The sequence below is a fragment of the Domibacillus antri genome (assembly GCF_001936625.1).
GTDB classification, from domain to species: Bacteria; Bacillota; Bacilli; order Bacillales; family Domibacillaceae; genus Domibacillus; species Domibacillus antri.
Window position 1 is genome coordinate 199,147 of sequence record NZ_MSDU01000003.1, and the last position, 24,263, is coordinate 223,409.

Consider the following 24,263-nt stretch of genomic DNA (forward strand, 5'->3'; position numbering starts at 1 on the left):
TGTTTTCGCTTATACTATATAGAAAGAACTACCGTGGGAGGGCTTGCTGATGACACAAACGGAAACGACATTTGAAAATAGACTTCTTGAGATTTTCGAACATTTGCATGCACATCCAGAGATAAGCTGGAAAGAAACAGAAACAACTGCGTATATTTTACGTCTTCTTCAAAGTGAAGGGGTCAGATGTTACACATTTGATGACTGCACCGGGTTAATTGCTGAAATCGGGACCGGATCTCCGGTTGTAGCTGTACGAGCTGATATTGATGCTCTCTGGCAGCAGGTAAACGGCGAATTCCGCGCCAATCATTCGTGCGGACATGATGCCCACATGTCGATTGTAATCGGTGCTATTTTAAAATTGAAAGAAGAAGTGACAAACGGAACAGTCCGATTTATTTTTCAGCCGGCAGAAGAGACAGGCACCGGCGCTTTAAAAATGGTGAGTAAAGGCGTTGTGGATGATGTCGATTATTTATTTGGCATTCATCTTCGCCCGATTGAAGAAGTACCATTCGGAAAAATCACACCATCTGTCCATCATGGCGCCGTGGCCTTTTTAAACGGAAAAGTTATCGGTGATGATGCGCATGGCGCGCGTCCGCATCAGGCCGTTAATGCCATTGAAGTAATGTCATCGTTAAGCCGGCAGCTGAATACCATTTGTTTTTCGCCATTTGAACCGTATTCCGCAAAAATGACACGCCTTGAAGCGGGCGGGCAAAGCTTAAATATTATTCCAGGATCAGGTAAATTCGGCCTCGATGTGCGCGCACAGCGAAATAAAGTATTGCTTGAGCTTCAAAAAGCGGTTGAACATAAAATTGAGCAGATTAGTCAGCTTTATGAAGTGAAAATTGATTACGAATGGATGGATTTTACGCCGGCAGCGGAAGTATCAGCCGATGCGGAAGCGTTTCTCCGCAAGGGAATTATTGAAACAGCCGGCATCGACGCACTCGCTGATCCCCTTATTACGCCGGGGAGCGATGATTTTCACTTTTATACTATTAAACGGCCTCATATTAAAGCGGCGATGATGGGCCTTGGCTCAGACCTGGCGCCGGGACTGCATCATCCGAATATGACATTTGACCGCCGTATTATTAAAATCGGCGCGGACACTCTGACAGCCAGTGTGAAATATGCGCTCGCTGAAGAAAACGGGCCATAATGAAAAACCGCAGTGACACATTCGTCTCTGCGGTTTTTTATGGGTGCTGAATGATTCCTTTTGCTTTTCTCCAATAAATAGGAAGCAGCCTTTTTTTATACATGACACCAATTATATTAAGCAGCCGCTTCGGGATACGCTTCGGAAAAAACGGCTTTGTGTAAAAATGCGTATAGGCTGTTTTTAAGTCTTCCCAGTTCATACAGTCTTTCGTCTGCCGGAACCTTGCCACATCAATCAGGACTATTTGCCCGCTATCTGCCACCATAATATTTCTCAAGTGAACATCTGATGGATTTAGGCCTCTTTTTCTCGCTGCCAGAATTGCTTTATCCGCTTCCTGTATGAGTTCAACCGGGATATCAATGCCCTCTTCCAGGCATTGAAACAGTGTTTTGCCGTCAATCCAGTCAATGACAATATAGGTGCCGCCGGATTCATGAAGTGCTGGAAAAGCGGAAATGCCGGATAACAATTTGTAAATATCCGCTTCTTCTTTTGCAATATGAACTTTATCAGGATAAAAGACTTTTAGCGCTTTATCTGTCCCTTCAATACGATAAACAACTGCACTACGTCCTTCTCCGCCAAACGAAAGACATTCATCATGCGCAATGGGCTTCCAAGTACCATGCTCCCTTCGAAACCGTACGCTTTCTGCTAATGTTTTATATCGTTTCAACGTCATTCCTCTTTTCTTCTTTCTTATATTATATACAGCAGGCACAATAAAATCGATGAATTTGCATGACAAAAAACGTCTTCCCAGAGCGGGAAGACGTCTTTTCATCATAAATTAGTAAAAGATTGTCACATTTACCGTGCGTACGCCCCAGCTGTATGCCGCATCTGTTGTTGGCACGTGCAAATCAATTTTATTTCCTTTAATGGCGCCGCCTGTGTCACCGGCAATCGCTTCACCGTAGCCTTCAACGTATACGCGTGAACCAAGTGGAATAACATTCGGGTCAACCGCGATCACTTTTTTGTTTCGGTCGTTACGAAGGTCAATACCTGTCGCTGTGATTCCTGAGCAGCCTGCGCAGTCAGCTGTATAAGCTGTTGCTGTCACAGTCAACGTTTTTCCTTGAGGTGCAGGTGCTGCTGGTGCTGCAGCCGCTGCTGTTGGTGCTGCTGCTTTTGCACTTCCGTTAGTTGAAAGCTTATCCCCAGGATAAATCAAGTTTGATGAAAGACCATTGATTGATTTTAATGACTGAACGGAAATCCCATGTGCTGTGGCAATTTTATATAATGTATCGCCTGCTTTAACAGTATATGTACCGTTAGAAGAAGCGGATGCTGTCTTGTTTGAACCTGACAATTGAATCGTTTCGCCAGCGTAAATCATATTTGATGAAAGGCCGTTCGCTGCTTTCAATTGATCAACGGTTGTTCCATTTTTTTGAGAAATGCTCCAAAGTGTGTCACCTGATTGTACTGTATATGAGCTAGCTGATGCAGCAGTGCCGAATAGGCTTCCACCGATTACTGTTGTTGCTGCAAGTGCCATCATCTGTTTCTTCATAATAAGAAAACCTCCTGAATTGTTCCCGCCGGCATGATCAGCATGCGTACGCAAGAATTCTTTAAACCTGTACTTCTCTGTGACTGTAGGGACAATTGCAAAATTTATATAAAAGCCTCCAACGCTTTCCTGCGTTTTCCGCTAACGAAATTCATTGTAACACGTCCCCGGATGTAATTTTTTTAAAAGAAGGTTACGGTTGTATGTGTCAATATGACATAACTGTTACAAAAAAACACTTATCTTGAATTCGTAATATATTTGAAATAAAACGAATGGTAATAAAATAAAAAAGGAGGCTGGCTGTCAGTCTCCTTTCAAATCATTTATTTTAAAATTTGTACATTCACTGTGCGAACGCCCCAATTTTTTGCTTTTTGGTTTGTTGACATGTGAACATCAATTTTATTTCCTTTAATCGCGCCGCCTGTATCGCCGGCTACTGCTTCCCCGTAACCTTCCACATATACTTTCGTACCGAGCGGAATGACATTCGGGTCAACAGCGATTACTTTTGCGTTCGGGTTTTTCTTTAAATTAATACCTGTTGCCGTGATGCCTGAGCAGCCTTTGCAATAAGCTGTATACGCTGTTGCTTTTACTGTCAATTCTTTTACGACATTTGAAGAAGCCGTTTCTTCAGGAGCCGGCGTGCTCGAAGCTGCTGATGTGCCGCTTACTTTTAGCTTTTGACCTACTTTAATAAGATTGGAAGATAAGTTGTTCCACTTCTTGACTTGATTAACTGTTGTATCGTATTGACGCGAGATTTTGTATAATGTTTCGCCCTTTTTAACGGTGTGAGTAGCGGCCGCTGCTTGAGCCGCAGAAGCTGTGAAAATCATCATTGCAGCCAGAATAGACATTGCCATTTTTTTCACGATTGAATTACCTCCTAGTTTTGTAACACGAGATTGATTGTAACATGCTTCTATTTCAGGACTATTACACTAGGATGTTCGTTATGTTACATTCATATTTCAATTGATTAATAATTCTGATAACTTTTGAATATACCATTTTTGATAAATTATTATTGGTTCCTATGTTCATAGTTGTATATAATGAAGAATGATGTTTATTTATTCTATTTGATGGGAGATTTTATGATGGCTTACCGGCTTCAGCTTTTTAAAGGGCTGTTTCGTTCAAATGATCAACTTTATCAGCTGTCCCAGGCTGAGAAGATTCGCGGCTTATGGACAAAATTTTCACTGCTGCTGTTATGCAGTGTGCTCTTGTCTCTGCTCGCCGGTTATCTTGGCATACAGGGCGAAAGCATTTCTACTTATATGGCCGAATCCGATACATCTACATATGAATGGCTGAAAGTGCTTTTTACAGCAGGTTCAGCATTGTGGGGACTGTTCTTCCCATTGTTCTTTATTTTCATCCCGGCGTTGCTGTTTTGGACGTTTCTTGAAATCGATTTTAAAAAGTTAATTGGCTTACAGTGTATCGCCTTAACGATTTATTTAATTGAATATGCGCTTTTAATTGCATGGAACATCTTTTTCTCCATTCCGCGCGATTCTTCTCCTTTTTCACTTGGTGTCGTCGCTCAGTATGCAACGGAGCATATCATTGCCATTCGATTTTTTAGTTATATAACGATTTTCCAAGTATGGATTCTCGTGATTCAATATCGCTTTTTACGTACGTCGGAAGCAAAAGGAGCCCGGTTTGTTTTTCTGATGGTCTTCTTTGTCGGCCTTGCATTATGGATTTTATCAACACTGTTTACATCGATTCATGTTGAGAACTTGTTTTAATTGAAAGAGGTGAACACATTGAAAAGAATAAAAAAGCGGGTATGTCTGGCAGCGAGTACTGTCGTCATTGCCGGGAACTTGTATTTAATCTTTAAAGAAGACAGTAAAGCTGCCCGGACGGAGTGGCTGACGGAGTGGGACCGCGCCGCAACAGGAGATGTCATTCAATCGTTTTCAGCGGAAGGGGTTGTCGTTCCATCTACTGAATACCCTGTTTACTTCGATTCTAGCATTGGGTCGCTTCAGCAGGTCCTTGTAGAGGAAGGCGATGCAGTTGAGACCGGCACTCCTCTATTCGAATACTCTTCCTCAAAGATTGATGAGGAAATAGATGATTTGAATGCGGAAAAAGAGCAAACCGAACAGCAAATTTCATTGATTGATAATCAAATAAGCCAGCTGCGTATTTTATTGTCACAGGCAGAGAACGAAGAAAACGGTTCACAAGCATTGTCTGACACATCAGCAGATAATGGTGATATTACGGTTATTCCGTCGGGCGATGCAAGCACGACGATCGAAAAGGAAATTTTACAGCAGGAAACAGAAAAACAAAAACTGCAGGAAGCAGTAAAAAAGTATGATCGCTTAATTGCTTCACAGGAAGCAAGGAAAAATGACCTCATAGTCCAAAGTACGAGTGAAGGCTATGTGAAAAAGATTGATACGAGCTTAAACAATCCGCTTCTCATCATTAACTCTTCCATCCCGGCGATTGAAGGGGTGTTTGATGAAAAACAAGTACAGCAGGCAGCTGCGGGCGACCGCGTGGAAGTGTCTGTAGATACAACCGCGGAACAATTTGAAGGATCACTCGGCACCGTCAGTCAATTTCCTGAAGAAGAGCCGTCTGTAAAGCGAAAAAGCCTGTATCCTTTTTCCGCTCAGTTAAATGGCATGCAGTCAGCCGATCTATACCCTGGTTTGAAGGCCCATGTAAAGGTCGTGACAAATGAAGCTCCTGAGGCTGTGACGATTCCGGGAACCGCCATTTTGAAAAAAAATAATAAAACATATGCCGTTATTATGAATAAGAACGGGTCTTTAGAACGCCGTGCAATTGAAACAGGCTTAACGGTTGATGGAGTATTTGAAGTGACCGGAGGCGTGATGTCAGGCGAAGCGATCGTCATTAATCCGCATGAGCTGCTTATGAAGCGAGGACCATTTATCACTCCGATTAATGCGGATCATATCAAGAAAAAAACATTTAATGAATTATCCCGCACTGAAAAAGTGAAATATATTTTAATAGGTGTCTTATCTTAATCGATTGGGGCTGTCTCAAAAATTCTTCGAGACAGCCTTTCTTCATTTCTATATCCGGTTTTTCTGATTTTGGGCGGGTTTTCTTGCACTTTTGACCGGATTTTGGTGAATTCGGCCTTCCACCAGTCTCTTATGGAACATCCCCTATTTTTTGAATTCTTTCCTCTCTTTTTACAATGAATCTGGTAAAATAGTAACCACTATAAACTAATGGAGGAAGAAAATGAAAAAATGGATATTTGTATTGCTTGTTGTTATGTTGACCGTTTCTTCGGTCAAACCCGCTTTGTCCAATGCTGAAACCGCTGTCTTTATGACAACAACAAGCGACACAGTGATAGAATCAGCCGGTTCCGATGAACAGTCCATCATAACCACCCCCATTCCTGCCGGCACGAATGTCCTTGTCATACAGGACAATTCAGAAAAAGTAAAAGTCGAATGGAATGGCATCAACGGCTTTATTGACCGGTCCTTTTTAACGGACACAGCGGTGATTCAAGGGGAAGCAGAAACAAAACCAGAAGAAACTGAAACGCAGCCTGATATACCGGAAAAAGAAGCTGAAGAACCGCCTCTTACATCCGGCAATTACTTTCAATTAAAAACGGATACTGAACTGTACGAAAAGCGGGATGGAAAGATGGTCAAAATCGGACGTCTTTTGGCCGGTGAAGTATGGAAGAAAAAAGGCGTGGAAAATGGCTATATCTCTTTCATACTCGGCACAAGCACCGGTTATGTGAAAGAATCCGAGATTTCTTACTTACGTACAGCCGATCTGGCCGGAGGAATTCAGGCCGGAAAAGCATATAAAAACAAAGCACAAACAAAGAAAACAGCTGAATTGCTATATTCTAAAAATGGACAGTTAACCGCCATGGCCCGGATTGTACCTGGCTTCACTTTTGAAACACGCGCCTCCTATGGAAGCTATTACATCATCAGCATTGGCGGCCGGAGTGCTTATATCCGGAAATCCGATGTGACTCTTTACACGGGTAATTACATCGATCCATTTAAGACGATTACATACAGCCAGATGGTCAAAGATTTAAAGGAACTCGTTCAATGGCATCCGGAAATCGCTTCCCTTGAAAGCATCGGTAAATCCGTCGATGGCCGTGAATTATACGCGCTGAAACTCGGTACTGGAAAAGAAGAAGTGCTGGTGAACGCATCCCATCACGCACGCGAGCATATGACAACAAACGTCGTGATGGAAATGGCTGATCAATACGCACATTTGTATAAAACAAACGGCAGGATGAATGGTTATTCTGTTCAATCGATCTTGAAAAAAACATCCATTTATTTCGTGCCGATGGTGAATCCGGACGGTGTATCGCTTGTCCAGCTCGGGGCCAAAAGCGCTAAAAATAAAGCGGCTGTGATTAAAATAAACGGTGGTAAAACAAATTTTTCAGCGTGGAAAGCAAACGTGCGCGGCGTCGATTTAAACCGTCAATATCCCGCAACATGGTCGACGATTTGCTGCAACCCCGGAAAACCGTCACCCCAAAATTATAAAGGGCCAAAAGCGCTGAGCGAACCGGAAGCAAAAGCCATGTATGATTTCACACTTAAGCATTCTTTCAAAGCGAGCGCTGCCTACCATAGCTCCGGACAAATTATTTTCTGGCATTTCCATCAATCCGGCGCACGCAAAACACGCGATTATACGATTGCAAAAAAAATTAGCAATAAAACAGGCTACAGCCTTGTAGCGCCACGATCCAATCCAAGCGGCGGCGGCTATACGGACTGGTTCATTCAGAACGAAAAAAAGCCGGGCCTTACGATTGAAATTTCTCCTTACGTTGGAAACCGCCCTGTTCCAATTATCTATTTCTCAAGTATATGGAAACAAAACAACACAATCGGGATTTTGCTCGCAAACGAAACGATTAAATAACAAAGAGCCGCTGATCACGCATCGATCAGCGGCTCTTGTTTATTTTTTTACAATCAATTCGTACGGTTCTGTCGAAGCTGTGCCGTTTGCTTCACTCAGTTCAATATAATATTTGCCTTTTTCGAGTTTCACTGTGCCGATTTCAACATCGTTTTTTCCGTATCGGTCAAATGAGGTAACCAGTGCTCCTTTGGCATTATACACTTCTACGACACCGTCAAGATTTTTACCTGCGTCAAACGAGAAGGAAACATTTCCTGTTTTCGTCATATTCAAGACAAAATGATCGGTATCTCCAAATGGGATACCAGCGTTAAAGTAACCGCGCGCTCCATATTTTCCGTTCGATGTTTTAAGAGCGATCGGCTTGGCCGGTATATGATTCACCACTTTACCGTCACCATCGGCTGTTTGATTGTATGTCGCGCCTACTCTTACTTGATAAGGCGTCAAGTTCGGATTTTCAAGAGCCCCCAGTGAGATGACTCGAATAAAGTAGCCCGTGTCTTGTTTTGCTTCAAAAGACGTGTGCACTTCTGTTTCTAAAGTGCTGCCCATAAAAATATCGAGGCCAATAAATGTCGTCCGGTTTTTCTCCTCTTCATCAATCACTTTATCTCCATTCGTATCTTCAATAATCGCGCCCATAAAAAGATGGTCTCTCCGAAGATGGCCCGGGATGCTTGCTTTTTGAGCCGCTGTTAACTTGGCTGAGACAATATCCAGTGTATTCAGACGGACTTTCCCATTATTTTTGTAATAGTAGTAGTCAATGTCTCCCTTGCGGATAAAGTAATTTTGATACGTCTTATTTAACGCAATGTTCATCGCTTCTTCCGGCGTATTCTGGTCGTTGTCTGTTTCAGCCGGGACATTCACGGCTTTTTTTGATGTCAACGTATACGGATCGGTCGATAAGCTATAATCACTATTCAACACCTGCACGACATACGTCTTTCCTTTTTCAAATGCAATATTTATATTTGCTGAAGCCATTCCACCGCCGGCCAGTGCAGATAGTAAATCGGTTTCATCCATTTCTGATAACGGGATAAGCTGTTTTGTTTCCTCATCATATTCAGAAAATGATAAATAGGCGGAAGAGAGGTTGTTGCTTACTTCGAAAGTGTAGATTGCATTTTCCGATGGAGTAAAGCGATAATAATCCACATCAAATTCGGTCTGGAAATAACCTTGTCTGCTTTCTCCAATTGTGTAAGGGATGGCTTTTCCCATCAGTTCCTCATCATTCTCTTCAACAGCTTCCTCTTCTCCTTCGATCAGCAGCTCTTCTTTCGTTTCACCGTATTCATCAAAAGTTATATCCCCATCCATTAACGAATCTTCAAGTGACATTTCACCTTCGATGCCATCTTCATCAGCCGGCATTTGGCGTTCTTCCACATTGAGCGTATATGGATACGCCGAGGAAGTAAACGAATGATCCATCATAGCTGTCAAGTCAATGTTCAAGTAATCATAAATCATGTTTTCGAAAGGATCTTCTTCAAATTCCACTCCATTCGAGACATTAATCCGATAGTTCATTCCCGGAACGGCTTGAAAAGAGATTTCTTCTCCATCATTCACACCGCGGTAATTGCCGTTTACAATCATGTATTCGCCTTCTTCTTCACTTGAAGCGGCCACGTTTACAACGGTATCAACGCCCGGCAGTCCTGATACCGATACAGATAAGTATTTCGGTTCTGTGACAGAGACCGTGTAATAATCTTTATCGATCATTCCTTCTTCCGGACTGTACAAAGTAAAGTCATTTTTTATGAATGGAAAAGAGGTAATCGTAACCGGTGTTTCCAGGGATGTCTCATCCGGTGTGATCGATTCCATTTTTTCAGCTTCAAATGTGAAAGAAGATTTACCTGCTGCATTGTAATTTCCATTGGCATCTTTCACGCCAATTAATAGGGTCCCTGCTTCGGCAGCTGTATATAAATATCCTTCCTGTTTGCCGGCCCTTGTTTTATTCACATCACGTACATATTCCGGTTCCCCGTCTTCCGGAACGAAATACAGTTCCATCGCGTAATCGTAATTGGCGCTGCCGCTTAATGACGTCTGCACATGCTCGCCTTCTGCCAGGTTTGCTTTATACCAATGCATCTCTCCTGGTGATTTAAACGCTCCTGTAAACGACTGTTTTTCCGCTGTCACTTCTTTTGCCGTCTGTAACAGTTCTTCCCCCAAGTCTTCAGGGCGGTCCGGTAATTTATTCAGGTCAAATTTCAGTGCATTGAGCGGGTTGATTAAGCCATTTCCGTATGTTAAATCATACCCTTTTCCCCCCAGATCTGTGGCTGTCTGCTCTAAAATATATTCAATCTCATAAGCTGTTAAATCCGGATATTTCGACTTTAACAAACCTGCCGCTGCCGCCACCATCGGCGACGCCATTGATGTTCCGGTCAAGCGTTCAAACTTGGAGCCGTTTTGCGCGTCATATCCCGTGCTATATATGTCTTCTCCCGGCGCCACAACATCGACAGACGCACCGTAGTTGGAACTCTCTGATAATTTCTTGCCGCTGTTAACGTTACCGACACTAATGACGCCTGGATATGCCGCCGGATAAAAGTATTCATCCGATGCCTCATTGCCCGCTGCAGCTACCACCACCACGCCTGAATCAATCGCGTATTGAACCGCTTCTTCCGTCACAGAAGATGGAAGATTTCCGCCCAAACTTAGGTTAATAACATCCGCGCCTTTATCAACTGCATAAATAATCCCTTTTGCAATATTGTAATCATATGCACCCATTCCGTCATTAAATACATCCACTGACAGGATTTTTGCCTTTGGAAAGACGCCGTATCCGCCGATGTCGTTTCCTTTCACCGACGAAATAATGCCCGCAACATGCGTCCCGTGCTTATCGCGCACAACATTCCGCGCAGGGTTGATAACGTTGTACGCTTCTTTTAAGTTCGCTTTTAAATCTGGATGCTTAAAGTCAACGCCGCCGTCTATAACAGCAATCGTCACATCGTGTTTTCCCGCAGCGGCAAACGCCTTATCCGCATTTAACAACGCAAGGTGATCCATCTGACTTTTTTTCGGATCTGCCGTTACAGCCAGTTTCTTATATTGAACGCTTGGTGTAATCGCGACAATTTCAGTGCGTGTTTTGTATACCTTGATGACATCGGTTACTTTTTTAGAAGCAGGTATTTTCACAACGTCATATCCAAGTTCAGGGAGCCGCTGGACGACAGAAACACCTGCTTTTTTATGTACACTATGCGGCAGCGCTTTCGAGTATTTAATGACAAGTGTCTGCGAATCTGTCAGCTGACGCTGTTCCTGCTGCGCCGCTTTATACTGTGCTTCTTGCTGTTCAGCCAGTGTTTCAGCTGACGCCGCGGCCGGCACGACAAGTGCTGCGCTGACAGCGGCGGCCATTATTTTTTTCCAGTTGTACACAATGACTCCTCCATTCTCTTCTTCCTCCATTTATCATACATCAAAATATTAAAATTAGTTTCAATTATTTTGAAATATTTTCAATATTTTTCTTTCGATCTTTTATGAATAAAAAACAGCCCTGAAAATATGTTCAGGACCGTTTTCTTATTAAATAATACGGGCTAAAATAACACCCGGGATGTTTGTTAACTTTTCTGTTAAACCAGGAATGACTTCTCCGTTTACTTGATTGTCGATGTCAATCAATGTATAAGCATAGTCACCTTTACTGCGGTTAACCATGTCTGCGATGTTTAAATCATAGTCAGACAATGCACCGGTAATTTGGCCGACCATGTTCGGCACGTTTTTATGCGCCACCGTCACACGGCGTTTTCCTGTAAATGGAATTTCGATGTTGCCGAAGTTTACCGAATTTTTAATGTTGCCCGTTTCCAAATAATCTTTCATTTGGCGTGCCGCCATCAACGCGCAGTTTTCTTCTGATTCTGTTGTAGAAGCGCCAAGATGCGGAATCGGAACAACATTTTTCATACCGATCACATTTTCATTCGGGAAATCTGTGACATATTTGCCGACTTTGCCGTTATCAAGCGCCGCGCGCATGTCTTCTTCATTCACAAGTTCGCCGCGTGAGAAGTTCAAAATAACCGCACCGTTTTTCATTACAGAGAACGCTTCTTTATTGAACATGCCGCGTGTGTTGTCCGTAAGCGGAACGTGAACTGTAATGTAATCACTTGCCGCAAATAATTGTTCGATGGTGAGCGCGCGCTGTACGTTGCGTGACAAGTTCCATGCCGTGTCAACAGAGATGAAAGGGTCAAAGCCGATGACATCCATATCAAGGTCAAGCGCATTGTTAGCAACTAAAGCACCGATATGACCGAGCCCAATAACACCAAGCGTTTTTCCTTTTACTTCGCGGCCGACAAATTGTTTTTTGCCCGCTTCAACAAGCTTCGGAATCGCATCGCCCTGTCCTTTTAACCCGTTCGTCCAATTTACACCGTCAAACAAGTTACGGGATACCGCCATAATCGTTGTTAAAATCAATTCTTTTACTGCATTCGCATTGGCACCTGGCGTATTGAATACGACAATGCCGCGTTCGGTGCATTCCTGTACAGGAATATTGTTCACGCCGGCTCCCGCACGGGCGATCGCTTTTACGTTATGGTCAAGCACGGTATCATGCAAATTCGCACTGCGAAGTAAAATACCGTCCGGGCTGTTCGTTTCATCGTTTACTTGAAAGTTTTCCGCATTTTTAAACACATTTAAGCCGACATCGGCAATATTGTTCATTGTTTTAATCGTATACACGTTTTTACTTCCCTTCTCCTGTTGAATGAGTCTGTTCAAATACTTTCATAAACGCAACAAGCGCTTTTACGCCTTCAACCGGCATCGCATTATACACACTAGCCCGCATACCGCCGACAGAACGGTGCCCTTTCAACGTCTCAAGACCGGCTGCTTTTGCTTCTTTTACAAACAATGCATCCAGCTCATCGCTCGGTGAAACAAACGGAATGTTCATTAATGAACGATCTTCTTTTTGGACAGGCGAGCTGAACATAGAGGATTGGTCCAAATAGTCGTATAAAATAGCTGCTTTTTCACGGTTGATTTTTTCCATCGCCGCGATACCGCCAAGCTGTTCCAGCCATTCAAATACAAGCTTCGCGATATAAATGCCGAATGTCGGCGGCGTGTTGTAAAGCGATCCGCTGTCAGCATGCGTTTTGTAGTCAAGCATAACCGGTACGGATTCACCCGCTTTGCCGATTAAGTCTTCACGGATAATGACAAGCGTCAATCCGGCAGGGCCGATATTTTTTTGCGCACCCGCATAAATAAGACCAAATTTCGACACATCGATTTCTTCTGACAAAATATTGGATGACATATCCGCAACTAAAGGAACATTGCCTGTATCGGGAATGCTGTTAAAAACCGTACCTTCAATTGTGTTATTTGTCGTAATATGTACGTAATCCGCTTCCGGATCAATCATATCCGCTGTCACTTCCGGAATATAGCTGAAGTTTTTGTCTTCTGAAGACGCAATGACGCGCACTTCTCCATACTTTTCCGCTTCTTTAATCGCTTTTTTCGACCATGATCCAGTATTGACGTAATCCGCTTTTTTGCTTCCGGCGAATAAATTCATTGGAATCATGGCGAATTGCTGAGAAGCACCTCCTTGAATAAATAACACTTTATAATTATCCGGAATGTTCATCAATTTTCGAAGAACCGCTTCCGCTGTTTCAATGATGTCTGTAAACCATTTCGAACGGTGGCTCAGCTCCATAACCGACATCCCTGAACCTGCGTAATTTGTCAATTCAGATTGCGCTTTTTCAAGCACTTCAAGAGGCAGCATGGATGGACCAGCTGAAAAATTATACACTCGTGTCATCTTTTTCTCCTTCATTCGTGTTATTTTTGATAATCTGAAAATTTTTGCTTTATTGATACCCGAATTATAAAATAACATGCCGCACATATCAAGAGCGGCATATCTATTCTTTACAATGAACTTATTGTTATTTTCGCTTAAAACAGCCGCTTTAACCGCTATTTTTGATTACGAACATTTTGTTAAATTTTCTTGCATTCATTCGTTTTTTAATCGAATATAAGAATGGAACTTTAACAGCTTTTATGACAGCGTTTTCCAAACTTGTTATACTAACATTGTTTATTCCGACAAAAAACGCTGCTTTGGGCGTTCAATATGCTCATGGTGACTCCACGATCAACAGCGTCCATTGAAAAATCGACGGCTGTCTCCATTGCGAAGGCAGCTCTTTTTGTTTAATCCGTCTTCCCGTCTCTCATAAATGGTATATAATGAAAATAATCTTGACGCATTGGAGTGATCGGTTTGCATTGTCCAAAATGCGGTGCCGAAATAGGCAGCCATTCCCGCTTTTGTCCGGGCTGCGGTATGAAACATAAAAAAATTTTTTCATTCATTCGTCTTTTTACTTTTTCTTTCATCATTGCTTTGTTTGCCGTTGGGGGAATCGCTTTTTATATTTCAAATCAAAACACCCCCCCGCAAAACGGTTCACAAACAACGGGCGATCATGCAGCGGCCTCACTGGAAACCATCGCTCCTCCTGAAAAATTATCATCAGCTGAACGGAAAATATTAACTGATATTATTTCTGTTACACAACAAAATGTTTACACGATTTTCACCGATTACGGACAAGGTTCCGGATTTCTGATCAACGACCAGGGTGACGTAGCAACAAACGCCCACGTCGTCGAAGGCACTGTGGACGTTATTGTGAAAGATATCGATGGCATTGAACATGAAGGGACGGTTATCGGATATTCAAACGAAACGGATGTAGCGCTCATACGCGTGCCGGATTTTGCCGGCTATTCTCCGGTGAACCTCGAAACGGTTGAACAAGCGCAAATCGGGGAGGAAGTGATTGCCCTCGGCAGTCCGCTTGCCCTTGAAAACACAGCTGTCTTTGGCTACATTACCGGTGTCGACCGCAGCTTTATGATTGAACGTCATTCATTCGACAACGTTTACCAAACGTCGGCAGCAATCGCACCCGTCAGCAGCGGCGGGCCTCTCGTATCTAAAAACACCGGCCGCGTGATCGCCATTCATTCAGCTAAAACAGCCGGTGAAGATACAATCGTCTTCAGTATTCCATATAAGGATGTGAACGATATGATCATGGAGTGGAGCCGGTCCCCTATGACAACAGATGAAGTAACGAGCTTATTTTATTCAGAGGACGGCCGCTCCTTTTTTGACGAATATTGGACTGGCGATGCGTATTTTGATGGCGGTGAGTACAGTGAGGATGCCGACTATGACTTTTATAATATTCCGGCAGACTGGTGGTATGTGGAAGAGCCTGTTGAAAACGAACGACCGGGCGAGGAGATTGATCCTGACATGTTTGAAGAGGAAATCATGGAAGAAGAGCCGTTTGAAGAGCTTCCGATCCTTGAAGATAAACCAATGCCTGGTACGGCGCCGATTCCCTATCTTGAAGATGTGAACGATGACGGGCTGATTGATGTAAATGACGTGACAGAAGATGTTAATGAGGACGGCGTTATCAATGAACTCGATCTTGAAGAGCTCTTGATGATGCAATGACAGACGGAGGGGATGTCTCAATGAACTTTTGAGATATCCCCTTCCTCATTTCTATAGCCGGATATTCGATGAATCCGGCTAATCTTTTGTTAAATCGGTCTAAATGGGACAAAATTCAGCCGTCCATCCGTCATCCGCAACTTATGGGACTGACTTGATTTTTTGTGTAGTCAGATGACTTTTTTTGAAGTATAATGACTACAATTTGTGTGTTATTTTAGGAGGAATGATTTTGCGTAGTTATCAAATTGACGAACGGCCGCCGATTCCAGCACTTATTCCGCTCAGTCTTCAGCACTTATTCGCGATGTTCGGATCAACGGTACTGGTCCCGATTTTGTTTGGCGTAAACCCCGCGACAATTTTGTTGATGAACGGAATTGGTACGCTCCTTTATATTTTCCTTTGTAAAGGACAGATTCCAGCATATCTCGGTTCTAGTTTCGCGTTTTTATCTCCTGTTTTTTTAGTTCTTGCAGATGGAAGCTACAGCCAGGCACTCGGTGGATTTATCGTTGTCGGTGTGATCTTTATGGCAGTAGCCGGCATTATAAAAGTGGCCGGCACCGGATGGATCGACGTCGTTTTCCCGCCTGCTGCCATGGGCGCCATTGTGGCCGTTATTGGTCTGGAGCTCGTTCCGGTTGCCGCACAAATGGCGGGCATTATTTCAGATGGAACGGCCGAATGGACACCGGACCGGAACACGATCATTGTATCCATGCTGACGCTTGCGATCACCATTATCGGCAACGTCATGTTTCGTGGGTTTTTAAAAATTATTCCTATTTTAATCGGCATTGTCGCCGGTTATATCATTGCCGCTTTATTCGGCATGGTGGATTTGCAGCCGGTTCGTGATGCTGCGTGGTTTGCCCTACCTGACTTTTATCGTCCTGAATTTAACTGGACAAGCATTGCGATCATTGCCCCTGCCGCCCTTGTCGTCATTGCGGAACATATCGGTCATCTCGTCGTTACACAAAACATCGTGGACCGCGATTTGATGAAAAAGCCGGGTCTTGCCGTTTCATTATTTGGTAACGGACTCTCTACTGTACTGTCCGGATTTGTCGGTTCGACTCCGAATACAACATATGGTGAAAATATTGGCGTACTCGCATTATCAAAAGTCTACTCTATCTGGGTCATCGGCGGAGCTGCTGTTATGGCTATATTCTTATCCTTTTTCGGAAAATTAGCCGCTCTCATTTCGACAATTCCCACAGCAGTCATGGGCGGAATTTCATTATTATTATTTGGTATTATCGCCGCTTCCGGATTACGCATGCTCGTTGAAGCGAAAGTGGATTATTCAAAAACCACCAACTTGATTTTAACAACGGTCGTGCTTGTCATCGGCTTATCCGGTGCCACATTTACATGGGGCTACCTTCAGCTTAAAGGAATGGCGCTCGCGACTGTACTGGCTATTTTCTTAAGTTTATTCTTTGCCCTCATTAACAAGCTCAAATTGTCAAATGACCATGAGTAATCAAAAAAGGACCTTGCGCCGGCAAGGTCCTTTTTGTTACGTTTATCTTCGTTTGCTCACGTTCAGATGGCTTTCGTCACGCTTGTTCTGATTTCGATTTTGAACCGGCATAGGTCCAGCCGTCTTCCTGGTAGGCTTTTCCTTCTTTCATCAGCTTTCCGAGCGCCCGTTTGAACGCGCCTTTACTCAAACCGAACCGCTTTTCAATTTCTTCCGGTAAACTTTTATCCCAATAGGGCATTTTTCCGCCGCGGATCATTAAATACTCATATATTTGTTCCGAATCTTCCAGCTGGCGTTCATGGCGGCGGCCGAGCAGAGACACGTTTACCGATCCGTCATCGTGCACATCGATAATCCGGCCCGTCACCGTCTGACCGACGCGCGGCTCCTCTTCACGCTGCGACGGGTGAAGAAACGCGCGGTACTGGTCCTCGGTAATAATCCATGAACCTGCTTTTCCGGTCCGATACACGATCCCGTTGAAATCTTTGTTTAAATCCGTTTTATTCGCTCTTTTCGCAATCTCCCAGATCTTCTCCTCTGTTGCGGGCTTCGCAAACAGGCGCCCATTTTTATCGAGCTTCAACGTGCAATATAATTTATCCCCTTCAATCGGGCGTACTTCATATTTATACGGCAAATCATCTTCCGATACGAGCGCATCTTTGGAAATGCCGATATTGACAAAAACGCCCAGCTTGATTTCTTCACCGACCACCTCTGTCCACGCATACTCTCCAAGCGTCATAAGCGGTTTATCCATTGTGGCCGCCAAACGTCCGCCATGATCCTGGTAAAGAAATACTTCAACGGGTTCATCCGGGTCAAACCCATCTCTCACTTCACTTCTATGCAAAAGAACAGAGTTTTCCTCTTCATCCATTAAAAACCATCCGTATTCCTGTTCATTTTTCACTCTCAACGTGACAATCGTTCCTGCCTGCAATGCCATAAAACGCACGTCCTTTCTCAAATTTCTCATTGCTTCTCATTATATCAGCTTTCCCGCACAGATGTTTAACATTCCGGCATGCCGGGTAAACTTACACCATCATATCATTGAAAGGTGAGAAAACATGATGGCGCGTTCAGGCGGAAAAATGAAAAACCTTATCAAGCTCGGGATGAAATATGGACCGGTCATTTACCCGTTCGTTAAAAAATATTTAAACAAACGAAAAGCAGCAAAAGTCTATCGACCTCGATAAAAAAACGCCGGAAACTCGGCGTTTTTTTTTTTATGTGTACTGTCTATTTCATTCATTAATCAGGCTATTTTTCCAGCACTTTTCCGTTGAAACTCGCCATACCGGGTCTGCGGCTTCAACGGGCCGGATTCTGATTTCCTTTTTCCCTTCCGTTGTTTCCTTCCGACCCTGTTGTAAAGGACCATACATTTGAACGCACTTCACCGCCAAACGAATCCTTCACTTTTACATACCAGCCGTGCTTTGAAGAACGCTTAAGGCTTCTCCAGTTCATTTCCGCCGTATCTCCATCCTTTACATCTGTCCGAGAACCTATTTTCTCTCTTGTGAAGACTTCCGCTTTAAAAAAATCCGTCGCCACCACTTTTTCTTTTGGCGTTAAATCCGTTTCCACCACAAACTCGTCTTTGCCGGGATAATCGACTGGATTGTAATAGTTGTATTGATCCAAATACGGCGAATACGTCTGTATAAAAATTTTGTTTTCAATCGGATTTACTTTCATTAATCGAAGAAAGCCCTGTCCGCCTTCCGGGCCGCCTTGATAGTCCGCCAGCATTTGATACACTTTCCGGTCTGCCGTGCCGTCACCATCATCATCGATTTCATCGACAAGCATTTCACTGTCATGGTAATGGCCGGACAAAACAGCCATTACATTTTCGTTCGTTTTGACGACTTCACGAAAAATTTGATCACCGACCGGACTCCGGTTTCCTGAAACGAGCAAATATTCATGAAGGCTGATCACCGCTTTTCTGTCGGGATGTTCAGCAAGCACTTTGTTCATCCAGGCGATATCTTCATCATTCACACCCCAGCCCATGTAGAGCATGAGAAAATCATTGCCGTTTGAGCTGATTAAATCATAGTGGCCGCGGTTGTTTTTATACGATTCACCGTAGTATTCTTTACCTGCAAAACGATTCTCGCCAAAATATTTGCTGTATTCCTTGTAATCGCCTGTTTTATGGCCAACGTCATGGTTGCCGGCCAGCACCCCATACGGAACCCGGGCTTTGTCAAGTGTACCCATAAATTCATCCGCATGCCTCCATTGATATGCTTGATCCACTTCGTCAACGAGATCGCCCGTATGAAAAACGTATTTTACGTTCAACGCCTCTTTTTGCCCGGCAATCCATGCTGTCATCCGGTCAAAAATATGCGGATAGCTTTCAGAATAATATTGCGTGTCCGACATCCAAACGAAAGAATAGTCAAACTCAGGTGTCGAGGCGATTTCATCCTGCACCATGACCTGTATTTTGCGGTCCTTTACGAAGTCCGGTCCTGTTACATGGCCGGTCAGCGTAAAGTTTTCACTGTTTTTCGCCACTTTCCATTCTTGCAGCTCCCATTTGGATGATGTGTAATTCCAGATATACATGGAAACCTTCCGTCCAATCAACGATTTCCCAGCCCAGTGCAGCACGACTTCATCCGTTACATCCATTGTTTCATCCACCTTTACTTCAAAACGGTGATACGGGAACTTTTCAATAGATGACGTTTCAATGTACTCTCCGTCAGCCTTTGCCATTTTGTCCTTCTCTGTCACGGCCTGTTCTCCAGTTGAAATGAGAGATGGCGGCGGTTCCATGGCGGCGCTGTTTTCAAAAGCGGTCACTTCGGTGTCAATGGCCGTATATTCATATCCGCGGTAAAAAGCAACGTCAAGTCTGTCTTTCGTTGGATCGGTCACTTTGACCCGAAGCTTCGTATTGTTTGAATGTATAACTGCTGCGCCATCTTTCGGTGATAGGGCTTCCGGCGCGTACGGCTGCTCTGCCACTACCTTAAAGGATACGCTTTCTTTCTTTTCATTGCCTGCGCGGTCGACGGCCTTAAACTCAACCGTATGGTCCCCCGGCGTCATTTTGGCAGAAGACGTTTCAAGCGGCAATGTCAAACCTTTCCCGTCAAGCACGGCGGTTAAACGCTGTACATCTGAATACTGATCCTTCGCTTCTACCATAACGGTAAAATTCCCTTTATATTCATTTCCTTCTATAGAAGGTATAATGACAGGCGCGCTATTATCAACAACAATGTTTGCTTTTGTCGGAACAGTACCCTCCGCTTCTATAAGATGTTCCCCTTCTTTTGCCTGCCGCGTATCCCACGTAAAAGCTTTCGCCGTGAAGGCATCAGTTGGAATGGCGAAATGGAGATCGGCGGCCGGCTTCGCGCTGCCGCCATCCCCGATGCTTATTTCTTGTTCCTTATCGTTGTAAGCAGGATCATAAATCGTCGTGCCATCCTCCAGAACAAGACGAACATTCTTTACGTAAAAATCATCACGGTTTTCTTCCGAATTCGTATCGAACGGGGATACTTTTGTGCCTGCCCGAATCGAGATTTTCGTCATTTCGTCCATTGTAAACCGGCTTGGGTCAACCGGTATGGTTATCGTTGTATAAGCATTGATCGTATCATCAAATATGTGCAGTGTTTGATCGCCGATGGTCACACCATTTTTAAAATACAAGTTCACTTTTCTCACATCGAAAGCAAAATACGCCTGAGACGGAAGTGCCGGAATTGTTTTGTCCGTCACGTCTTTCCCATCGATTGAAAGACGTGATTCATGGCCAAACGATTTAATCACTGCGGTTTTACTCAGCAGCGAGCCGTCTTCCACATTCAATCCTGTCTTCTCTGTGTTGTCGCTTAATATAGGAATGCTTGTCTGGTTAGTTTCCACTTCATTTGTTCCATCTGAAGCCTGTACATAATACTGCAGAATTTCCTTGCCGAGTAAATCCGGTGAATAAACGGTATGTGAATAAAGATCTGTTTCGGCATTTTTCGTCAAATCCACAGAAGTAAACGTGTCTATCTCATTTGTTTTGTAAAAGAGACGAACAGTTTTGACCACTTGATCGTCTGCCGCTTTAAATGACAGCGACACATTTTGACGTCCTGAAATCGGTGCCGTTTCCGTTAAATCTGTCACAGTTGGTGCCTGTACATCCACAACAGCCGTTTTTTTCAAGGCAGGAATTTGAATGCCTGCTACAGTACCCGGCGTCGCCTCTTCGGCTGCACTGCTGTACTTTTTCATTTCCGTATTGCCGGCTTCGCGTGGGAACGTGAATAGAATTCCTTTATTCGGCGCCGTATCATCCATATTCGGCTGATCATGATAATAGGCAGCTGAAACATCTATTCCCGTATTCGTCGCAATCGCGACACCGCGATGGCTTGAATTAGCCATTCCGTTTGATCGCACTTTAACAATATTCACGTTTTCTTTCAAACGGGTGCCATATACTCTGTTAAAATCAGCGGCCGTTTTATTCTGATTGGCTGCATGGATCAACCAGTAAACCATCGTTTTACCGGACGGAAGAACAAGAGATTCCTGATCCGGTTTCCAGATTAAATCGGCTTCCGGCCCTTCAATTGGATAACGGTAACGGATTTTATAATCTTTCAAATGAATGTCTTGATCGGTATTGTTATACACTTCGACAAATTCATAGCCGTCGAGGCCGCCAACGTTTGTTGAATCCGGAACGAGTTCCGTGACGAGCAGGGCAGGCACTTGCTGCGGATCGTATTCCATGCCTTCAATAACCATTGTATATTCCTCTGTTTTCGCTGTATTCCTTCCGTCAAACGCTTCAATCCTGTATGTGATTTGTCCGGATAAAAACTCGGAAGCGGCGATAACGGCTTCAAATGAACCTGATTTTTGCCCGGCTGTCATTTCTTTTTTAAGCCAGCCGCCGTCTGCCGTCATTTTGTAATAGACGGTTACACTATCAATCTTCTTTTCATCTGTGACTATTGCTTGAATCGTTACATCCTTTCCTGCTGATACAGATCCTATCGGTGTATGGGCAATAATCGGCGCTGCTGTGTCTTCTGCCAGAACGGCGGGAACGAGAGAAGAGATGGAAGAGAAAGATAAACTGCAGGCTAATACAAGTGCATAAAAGGATTTATTGTACATGAAAATAACCTCTCCTCTAAATCAGCTTCCTGTTCAAGTATGTGCGTTCACATTCACCCTGCTATAGAAGAATGTCGAAATGAGGAAAACCCTTCTTTTGAGATCATGTAAATTATCCCCGATTTTTTTTTCGTTTATTCACAATTTAAAGGAGCGATGACACAAAAAAAAGGCTGTCTCAACCATTCATTGAGACAGCCTCTTTTCAGTTCTATGGCCAGATTTTTTGCATTTTGGGCCGGTTTTCTTGGCGTTTGGGCCGAATTCCCGTAAATTCGGCTGTAACACCGATAATTCGGCCTAAATAATGCAGAATCCGGCCTATCGCCCATACTTATTTCACTTCTTATAATTCGTCAAACCCGTTATCCTGAACATTTACTTTTACGTATTGGCGTGAGCGCTGTTCAAAAAAATCGGTTTTGCCAAGGTCCACGTCTTCATATGCTTTAATCCATTTTAATGGATTTTTTCGGTAATCCGGAAATGGTCTGTCGTAACCAAGCTGCTGGCAGCGCACATTGGCATAAAAGTAAACGTATGCCTCTAAATCTTCTACATCAAGCCCGTCAATCTTGTCGCCGATAATCTCGCGTGCCCATTCGACTTCAAGCTCCGCCGCTTCTTTGAAAATCGCCTGCACTTTTTCACCGCGTTCCGGTGTATCAAGCTCCGGATGTTCATTCAGCAGCTCCTGATAAATTTTCACAAACAAATCCACGTGCAGCTGTTCATCACGGTTAATATAATTGATCATCGTGCTGGATGCGACCATTTTTTGATGGCGCGCGAGATGATAGAAGAACGCAAAACCGGAATAAAAGAACAGCCCTTCTAAAATGACATCATATACAATGGACTCAAGCATGTTTTCCACAGTCGGCTGCTCCGCGAACGATTCATAGCCTTTCATGACGAAATCATTCCGCTTCTCCAAAACCGGCTCACTGCGCCAGTAATCAAATACACGGTCCTGTTCATCTTTCGGCACCAGACTCGACAAAACATAGGAGTAGCTGTGATTATGAATCACCTCCTGCTGCGCCAAAATAATCATCAGCGCCTGCAGGCTGGAATCCGTTAAATAATCCGCGACTTTGCCCGCATAGTCCGTTTGAATGCTGTCGAGCAATGCAAGCAGCCCGATTGTTTTCAAAAACGCTTCCCGTTCGGCTTCTGTTAAACTTGGAAATTGCTTCACATCATTGCTCATATTAATTTCAAACGGCGTCCAGAAATTCCCAAGCATCCGTTTATATTTCGGATATGCCCAATCAAACTTGACGTCGTCCCAGTTCAGTACATTCGATGACTTCCCGTTTACAATCGCCGTAGACCGGTTCGGGGCTGTTTTATCCATTAGTTTACGCTTTTCAATAATCGTCAATCTAATCTCTCCTTAGCTTGAGCAAGATTCACATTCCAGCAGTTCAACCGACGTCGAACGTACATAATACGTTGTCTTCAATCCGTTTTCCCACGCAGCTAAATGCAAATCTAGCAATTCCTTCGCTTTAATTGTATTTTGAACGTACAAATTCAAGGATACTCCCTGGTCAATATGACGCTGGCGCGCTGCGTTCTGGCGAATCGTCCACTGCTGATCGATAAAATACGCAGACTTGTAGAACCAAGTTGTCTCCGAATTCAAATCAGGCACCGTCACCGGAATTTTGTAATCTTTCTTTTCTTCCGAGTAGCTTTTCTGGAATATCGGATCGATGCTTGCTGTGCTTCCCGCAATAATCGATGTGGACGAATTCGGGGCTACCGCCATTAAGTAGCCATTTCGAATACCATTTTCTTGAACAGCCGAGCGCAGTTCATTCCACTCCGGCCCTTCATAGCCGCGCGCCTCAAAATAGGCGCCTGTTTCCCAATCCGAACCGGAAAACAGCGGATACGCTCCTTTTTCTTTTGCCAGCTCCATTGATGCTTCAATCGTTAAGCGGGCAATGTTTTCATATAATGAATCCGCATATTTAACTGCTTCATCAGCTTCCCAGCGAATGCCTTTCAAAGCTAAAAGATGATGCCATCCGAACGTGCCAAGCCCGATCCCGCGGTAACGGCTGTTCGTGCGTTCTGCCTGGGGAACCGGAATCATGTTTAAATCAATGACATTATCAAGCATGCGCACTTGAATGCGGATTAAACGGTCCAGCACATCCGCCGGCACCGCTTTACCTAAATTAATGGATGATAAGTTACAGACTACAAAATCACCCGGCTTCTTGCGTGTCACAATCACATCGTCTTCAAGCTGAATGGACTCAAATTCCGTCGCGCTCATGTTTTGGAAAATTTCGGTCATTTATCTTCGCATAAGTTCGCTACGCTT

Annotated in this window: 15 protein-coding genes and 1 pseudogene; 6 read left to right on the forward strand and 10 right to left on the reverse strand. The window is 43.9% G+C overall.

Going from position 1 to position 24,263, the window contains the following annotated elements; genetic code table 11:
• The first annotated feature begins 49 nt into the window (after window positions 1-49).
• Entirely contained in the window at window positions 50-1,177 is a 1,128-nt protein-coding gene (locus tag BTO30_RS01225; protein ID WP_075396887.1) for a M20 peptidase aminoacylase family protein, read from the forward strand.
• Window positions 1,178-1,214: 37 nt separating this feature from the next.
• On the opposite strand, the gene BTO30_RS01230 is transcribed toward BTO30_RS01225, so the two are convergent.
• The 3 genes from BTO30_RS01230 to BTO30_RS01240 form a co-directional block, all read right to left on the reverse strand.
• Window positions 1,215-1,865: a serine/threonine protein kinase gene (locus BTO30_RS01230; protein ID WP_083632230.1), complete on the reverse strand. Its 651-nt coding sequence runs from the start codon at window positions 1,863-1,865 to the stop codon at window positions 1,215-1,217.
• Between the two features lie 108 nt (window positions 1,866-1,973).
• On the reverse strand, window positions 1,974-2,705 hold the full coding sequence (locus BTO30_RS01235) for a LysM peptidoglycan-binding and 3D domain-containing protein (RefSeq protein WP_075396889.1): 732 nt from the start codon (window positions 2,703-2,705) through the stop codon (window positions 1,974-1,976).
• 326 nt (window positions 2,706-3,031) lie between these two features.
• Window positions 3,032-3,586 carry a 3D domain-containing protein gene (locus BTO30_RS01240; RefSeq protein WP_075396890.1) on the reverse strand — a complete coding sequence of 185 codons (555 nt, stop codon included), beginning with the start codon at window positions 3,584-3,586 and terminating at the stop codon, window positions 3,032-3,034.
• A gap of 228 nt (window positions 3,587-3,814) precedes the next feature.
• Between BTO30_RS01240 and BTO30_RS01245 the strand changes: the two genes are divergently transcribed.
• From BTO30_RS01245 to BTO30_RS16795, 3 genes are all read left to right on the forward strand, one after another.
• Window positions 3,815-4,477: a hypothetical protein gene (locus BTO30_RS01245; protein ID WP_075396891.1), complete on the forward strand. Its 663-nt coding sequence runs from the start codon at window positions 3,815-3,817 to the stop codon at window positions 4,475-4,477.
• A gap of 18 nt (window positions 4,478-4,495) precedes the next feature.
• Complete coding sequence (locus tag BTO30_RS01250) at window positions 4,496-5,746, forward strand: efflux RND transporter periplasmic adaptor subunit (protein ID WP_075396892.1); 1,251 nt, start codon at window positions 4,496-4,498, stop codon at window positions 5,744-5,746.
• A gap of 223 nt (window positions 5,747-5,969) precedes the next feature.
• A complete protein-coding gene (locus BTO30_RS16795; RefSeq protein WP_083632231.1) occupies window positions 5,970-7,661 on the forward strand; it encodes a M14 family metallopeptidase in 1,692 nt (563 codons plus the stop codon).
• 39 nt (window positions 7,662-7,700) lie between these two features.
• Here BTO30_RS16795 and BTO30_RS01260 read toward each other — a convergent pair whose 3' ends face one another.
• From BTO30_RS01260 to serC, 3 genes are all read right to left on the reverse strand, one after another.
• Complete coding sequence (locus BTO30_RS01260) at window positions 7,701-11,105, reverse strand: S8 family peptidase (RefSeq protein ID WP_075396893.1); 3,405 nt, start codon at window positions 11,103-11,105, stop codon at window positions 7,701-7,703.
• Window positions 11,106-11,255: 150 nt separating this feature from the next.
• Window positions 11,256-12,416 (reverse strand): phosphoglycerate dehydrogenase, encoded by a 1,161-nt coding sequence (locus BTO30_RS01265; RefSeq protein WP_075397056.1) that lies wholly within the window; start codon window positions 12,414-12,416, stop codon window positions 11,256-11,258.
• Window positions 12,417-12,438: 22 nt separating this feature from the next.
• Window positions 12,439-13,536, reverse strand: coding sequence for a 3-phosphoserine/phosphohydroxythreonine transaminase (gene serC, locus BTO30_RS01270; protein ID WP_075396894.1), 1,098 nt, complete (start codon window positions 13,534-13,536; stop codon window positions 12,439-12,441).
• Window positions 13,537-14,004: 468 nt separating this feature from the next.
• Between serC and BTO30_RS01275 the strand changes: the two genes are divergently transcribed.
• Both BTO30_RS01275 and uraA read left to right on the forward strand, forming a co-directional pair.
• Window positions 14,005-15,255, forward strand: coding sequence for a trypsin-like peptidase domain-containing protein (locus BTO30_RS01275; protein ID WP_083632233.1), 1,251 nt, complete (start codon window positions 14,005-14,007; stop codon window positions 15,253-15,255).
• Between the two features lie 226 nt (window positions 15,256-15,481).
• Window positions 15,482-16,750 carry a uracil permease gene (gene uraA, locus BTO30_RS01280; RefSeq protein WP_075396896.1) on the forward strand — a complete coding sequence of 423 codons (1,269 nt, stop codon included), beginning with the start codon at window positions 15,482-15,484 and terminating at the stop codon, window positions 16,748-16,750.
• A 76-nt stretch (window positions 16,751-16,826) separates the two neighbouring features.
• On the opposite strand, the gene BTO30_RS01285 is transcribed toward uraA, so the two are convergent.
• From BTO30_RS01285 to BTO30_RS01300, 4 genes and pseudogenes are all read right to left on the reverse strand, one after another.
• Window positions 16,827-17,705, reverse strand: coding sequence for a CvfB family protein (locus BTO30_RS01285; protein WP_075396897.1), 879 nt, complete (start codon window positions 17,703-17,705; stop codon window positions 16,827-16,829).
• A gap of 371 nt (window positions 17,706-18,076) precedes the next feature.
• On the reverse strand, window positions 18,077-21,922 hold the full coding sequence (locus tag BTO30_RS01290; protein ID WP_083632234.1) for a metallophosphoesterase: 3,846 nt from the start codon (window positions 21,920-21,922) through the stop codon (window positions 18,077-18,079).
• Between the two features lie 346 nt (window positions 21,923-22,268).
• Window positions 22,269-23,309, reverse strand: a complete 1,041-nt coding sequence (locus BTO30_RS01295) for a ribonucleotide-diphosphate reductase subunit beta (RefSeq protein ID WP_075396898.1) — start codon at window positions 23,307-23,309, stop codon at window positions 22,269-22,271.
• Between the two features lie 12 nt (window positions 23,310-23,321).
• Window positions 23,322-24,233 (reverse strand): annotated as a pseudogene (locus BTO30_RS01300) (ribonucleoside-diphosphate reductase subunit alpha); the annotation flags it as partial.
• Window positions 24,234-24,263 lie beyond the last annotated feature (30 nt).

What these genes read in the sequence shown, in the direction of transcription:
- BTO30_RS16795 (WP_083632231.1), top strand. Translation starts at nt 5,970, where the DNA reads ATGAAAAAATGGATATTTGTATTGCTTGTTGTTATGTTGACCGTTTCT.
- BTO30_RS01235 (WP_075396889.1), bottom strand. Translation starts at nt 2,705, where the DNA reads ATGAAGAAACAGATGATGGCACTTGCAGCAACAACAGTAATCGGTGGA.
- BTO30_RS01225 (WP_075396887.1), top strand. Translation starts at nt 50, where the DNA reads ATGACACAAACGGAAACGACATTTGAAAATAGACTTCTTGAGATTTTC.
- serC (WP_075396894.1), bottom strand. Translation starts at nt 13,536, where the DNA reads ATGACACGAGTGTATAATTTTTCAGCTGGTCCATCCATGCTGCCTCTT.
- BTO30_RS01285 (WP_075396897.1), bottom strand. Translation starts at nt 17,705, where the DNA reads ATGGCATTGCAGGCAGGAACGATTGTCACGTTGAGAGTGAAAAATGAA.
- uraA (WP_075396896.1), top strand. Translation starts at nt 15,482, where the DNA reads ATGATTTTGCGTAGTTATCAAATTGACGAACGGCCGCCGATTCCAGCA.
- BTO30_RS01290 (WP_083632234.1), bottom strand. Translation starts at nt 21,922, where the DNA reads ATGTACAATAAATCCTTTTATGCACTTGTATTAGCCTGCAGTTTATCT.
- BTO30_RS01230 (WP_083632230.1), bottom strand. Translation starts at nt 1,865, where the DNA reads ATGACGTTGAAACGATATAAAACATTAGCAGAAAGCGTACGGTTTCGA.
- BTO30_RS01245 (WP_075396891.1), top strand. Translation starts at nt 3,815, where the DNA reads ATGGCTTACCGGCTTCAGCTTTTTAAAGGGCTGTTTCGTTCAAATGAT.
- BTO30_RS01265 (WP_075397056.1), bottom strand. Translation starts at nt 12,416, where the DNA reads ATGAACAATATTGCCGATGTCGGCTTAAATGTGTTTAAAAATGCGGAA.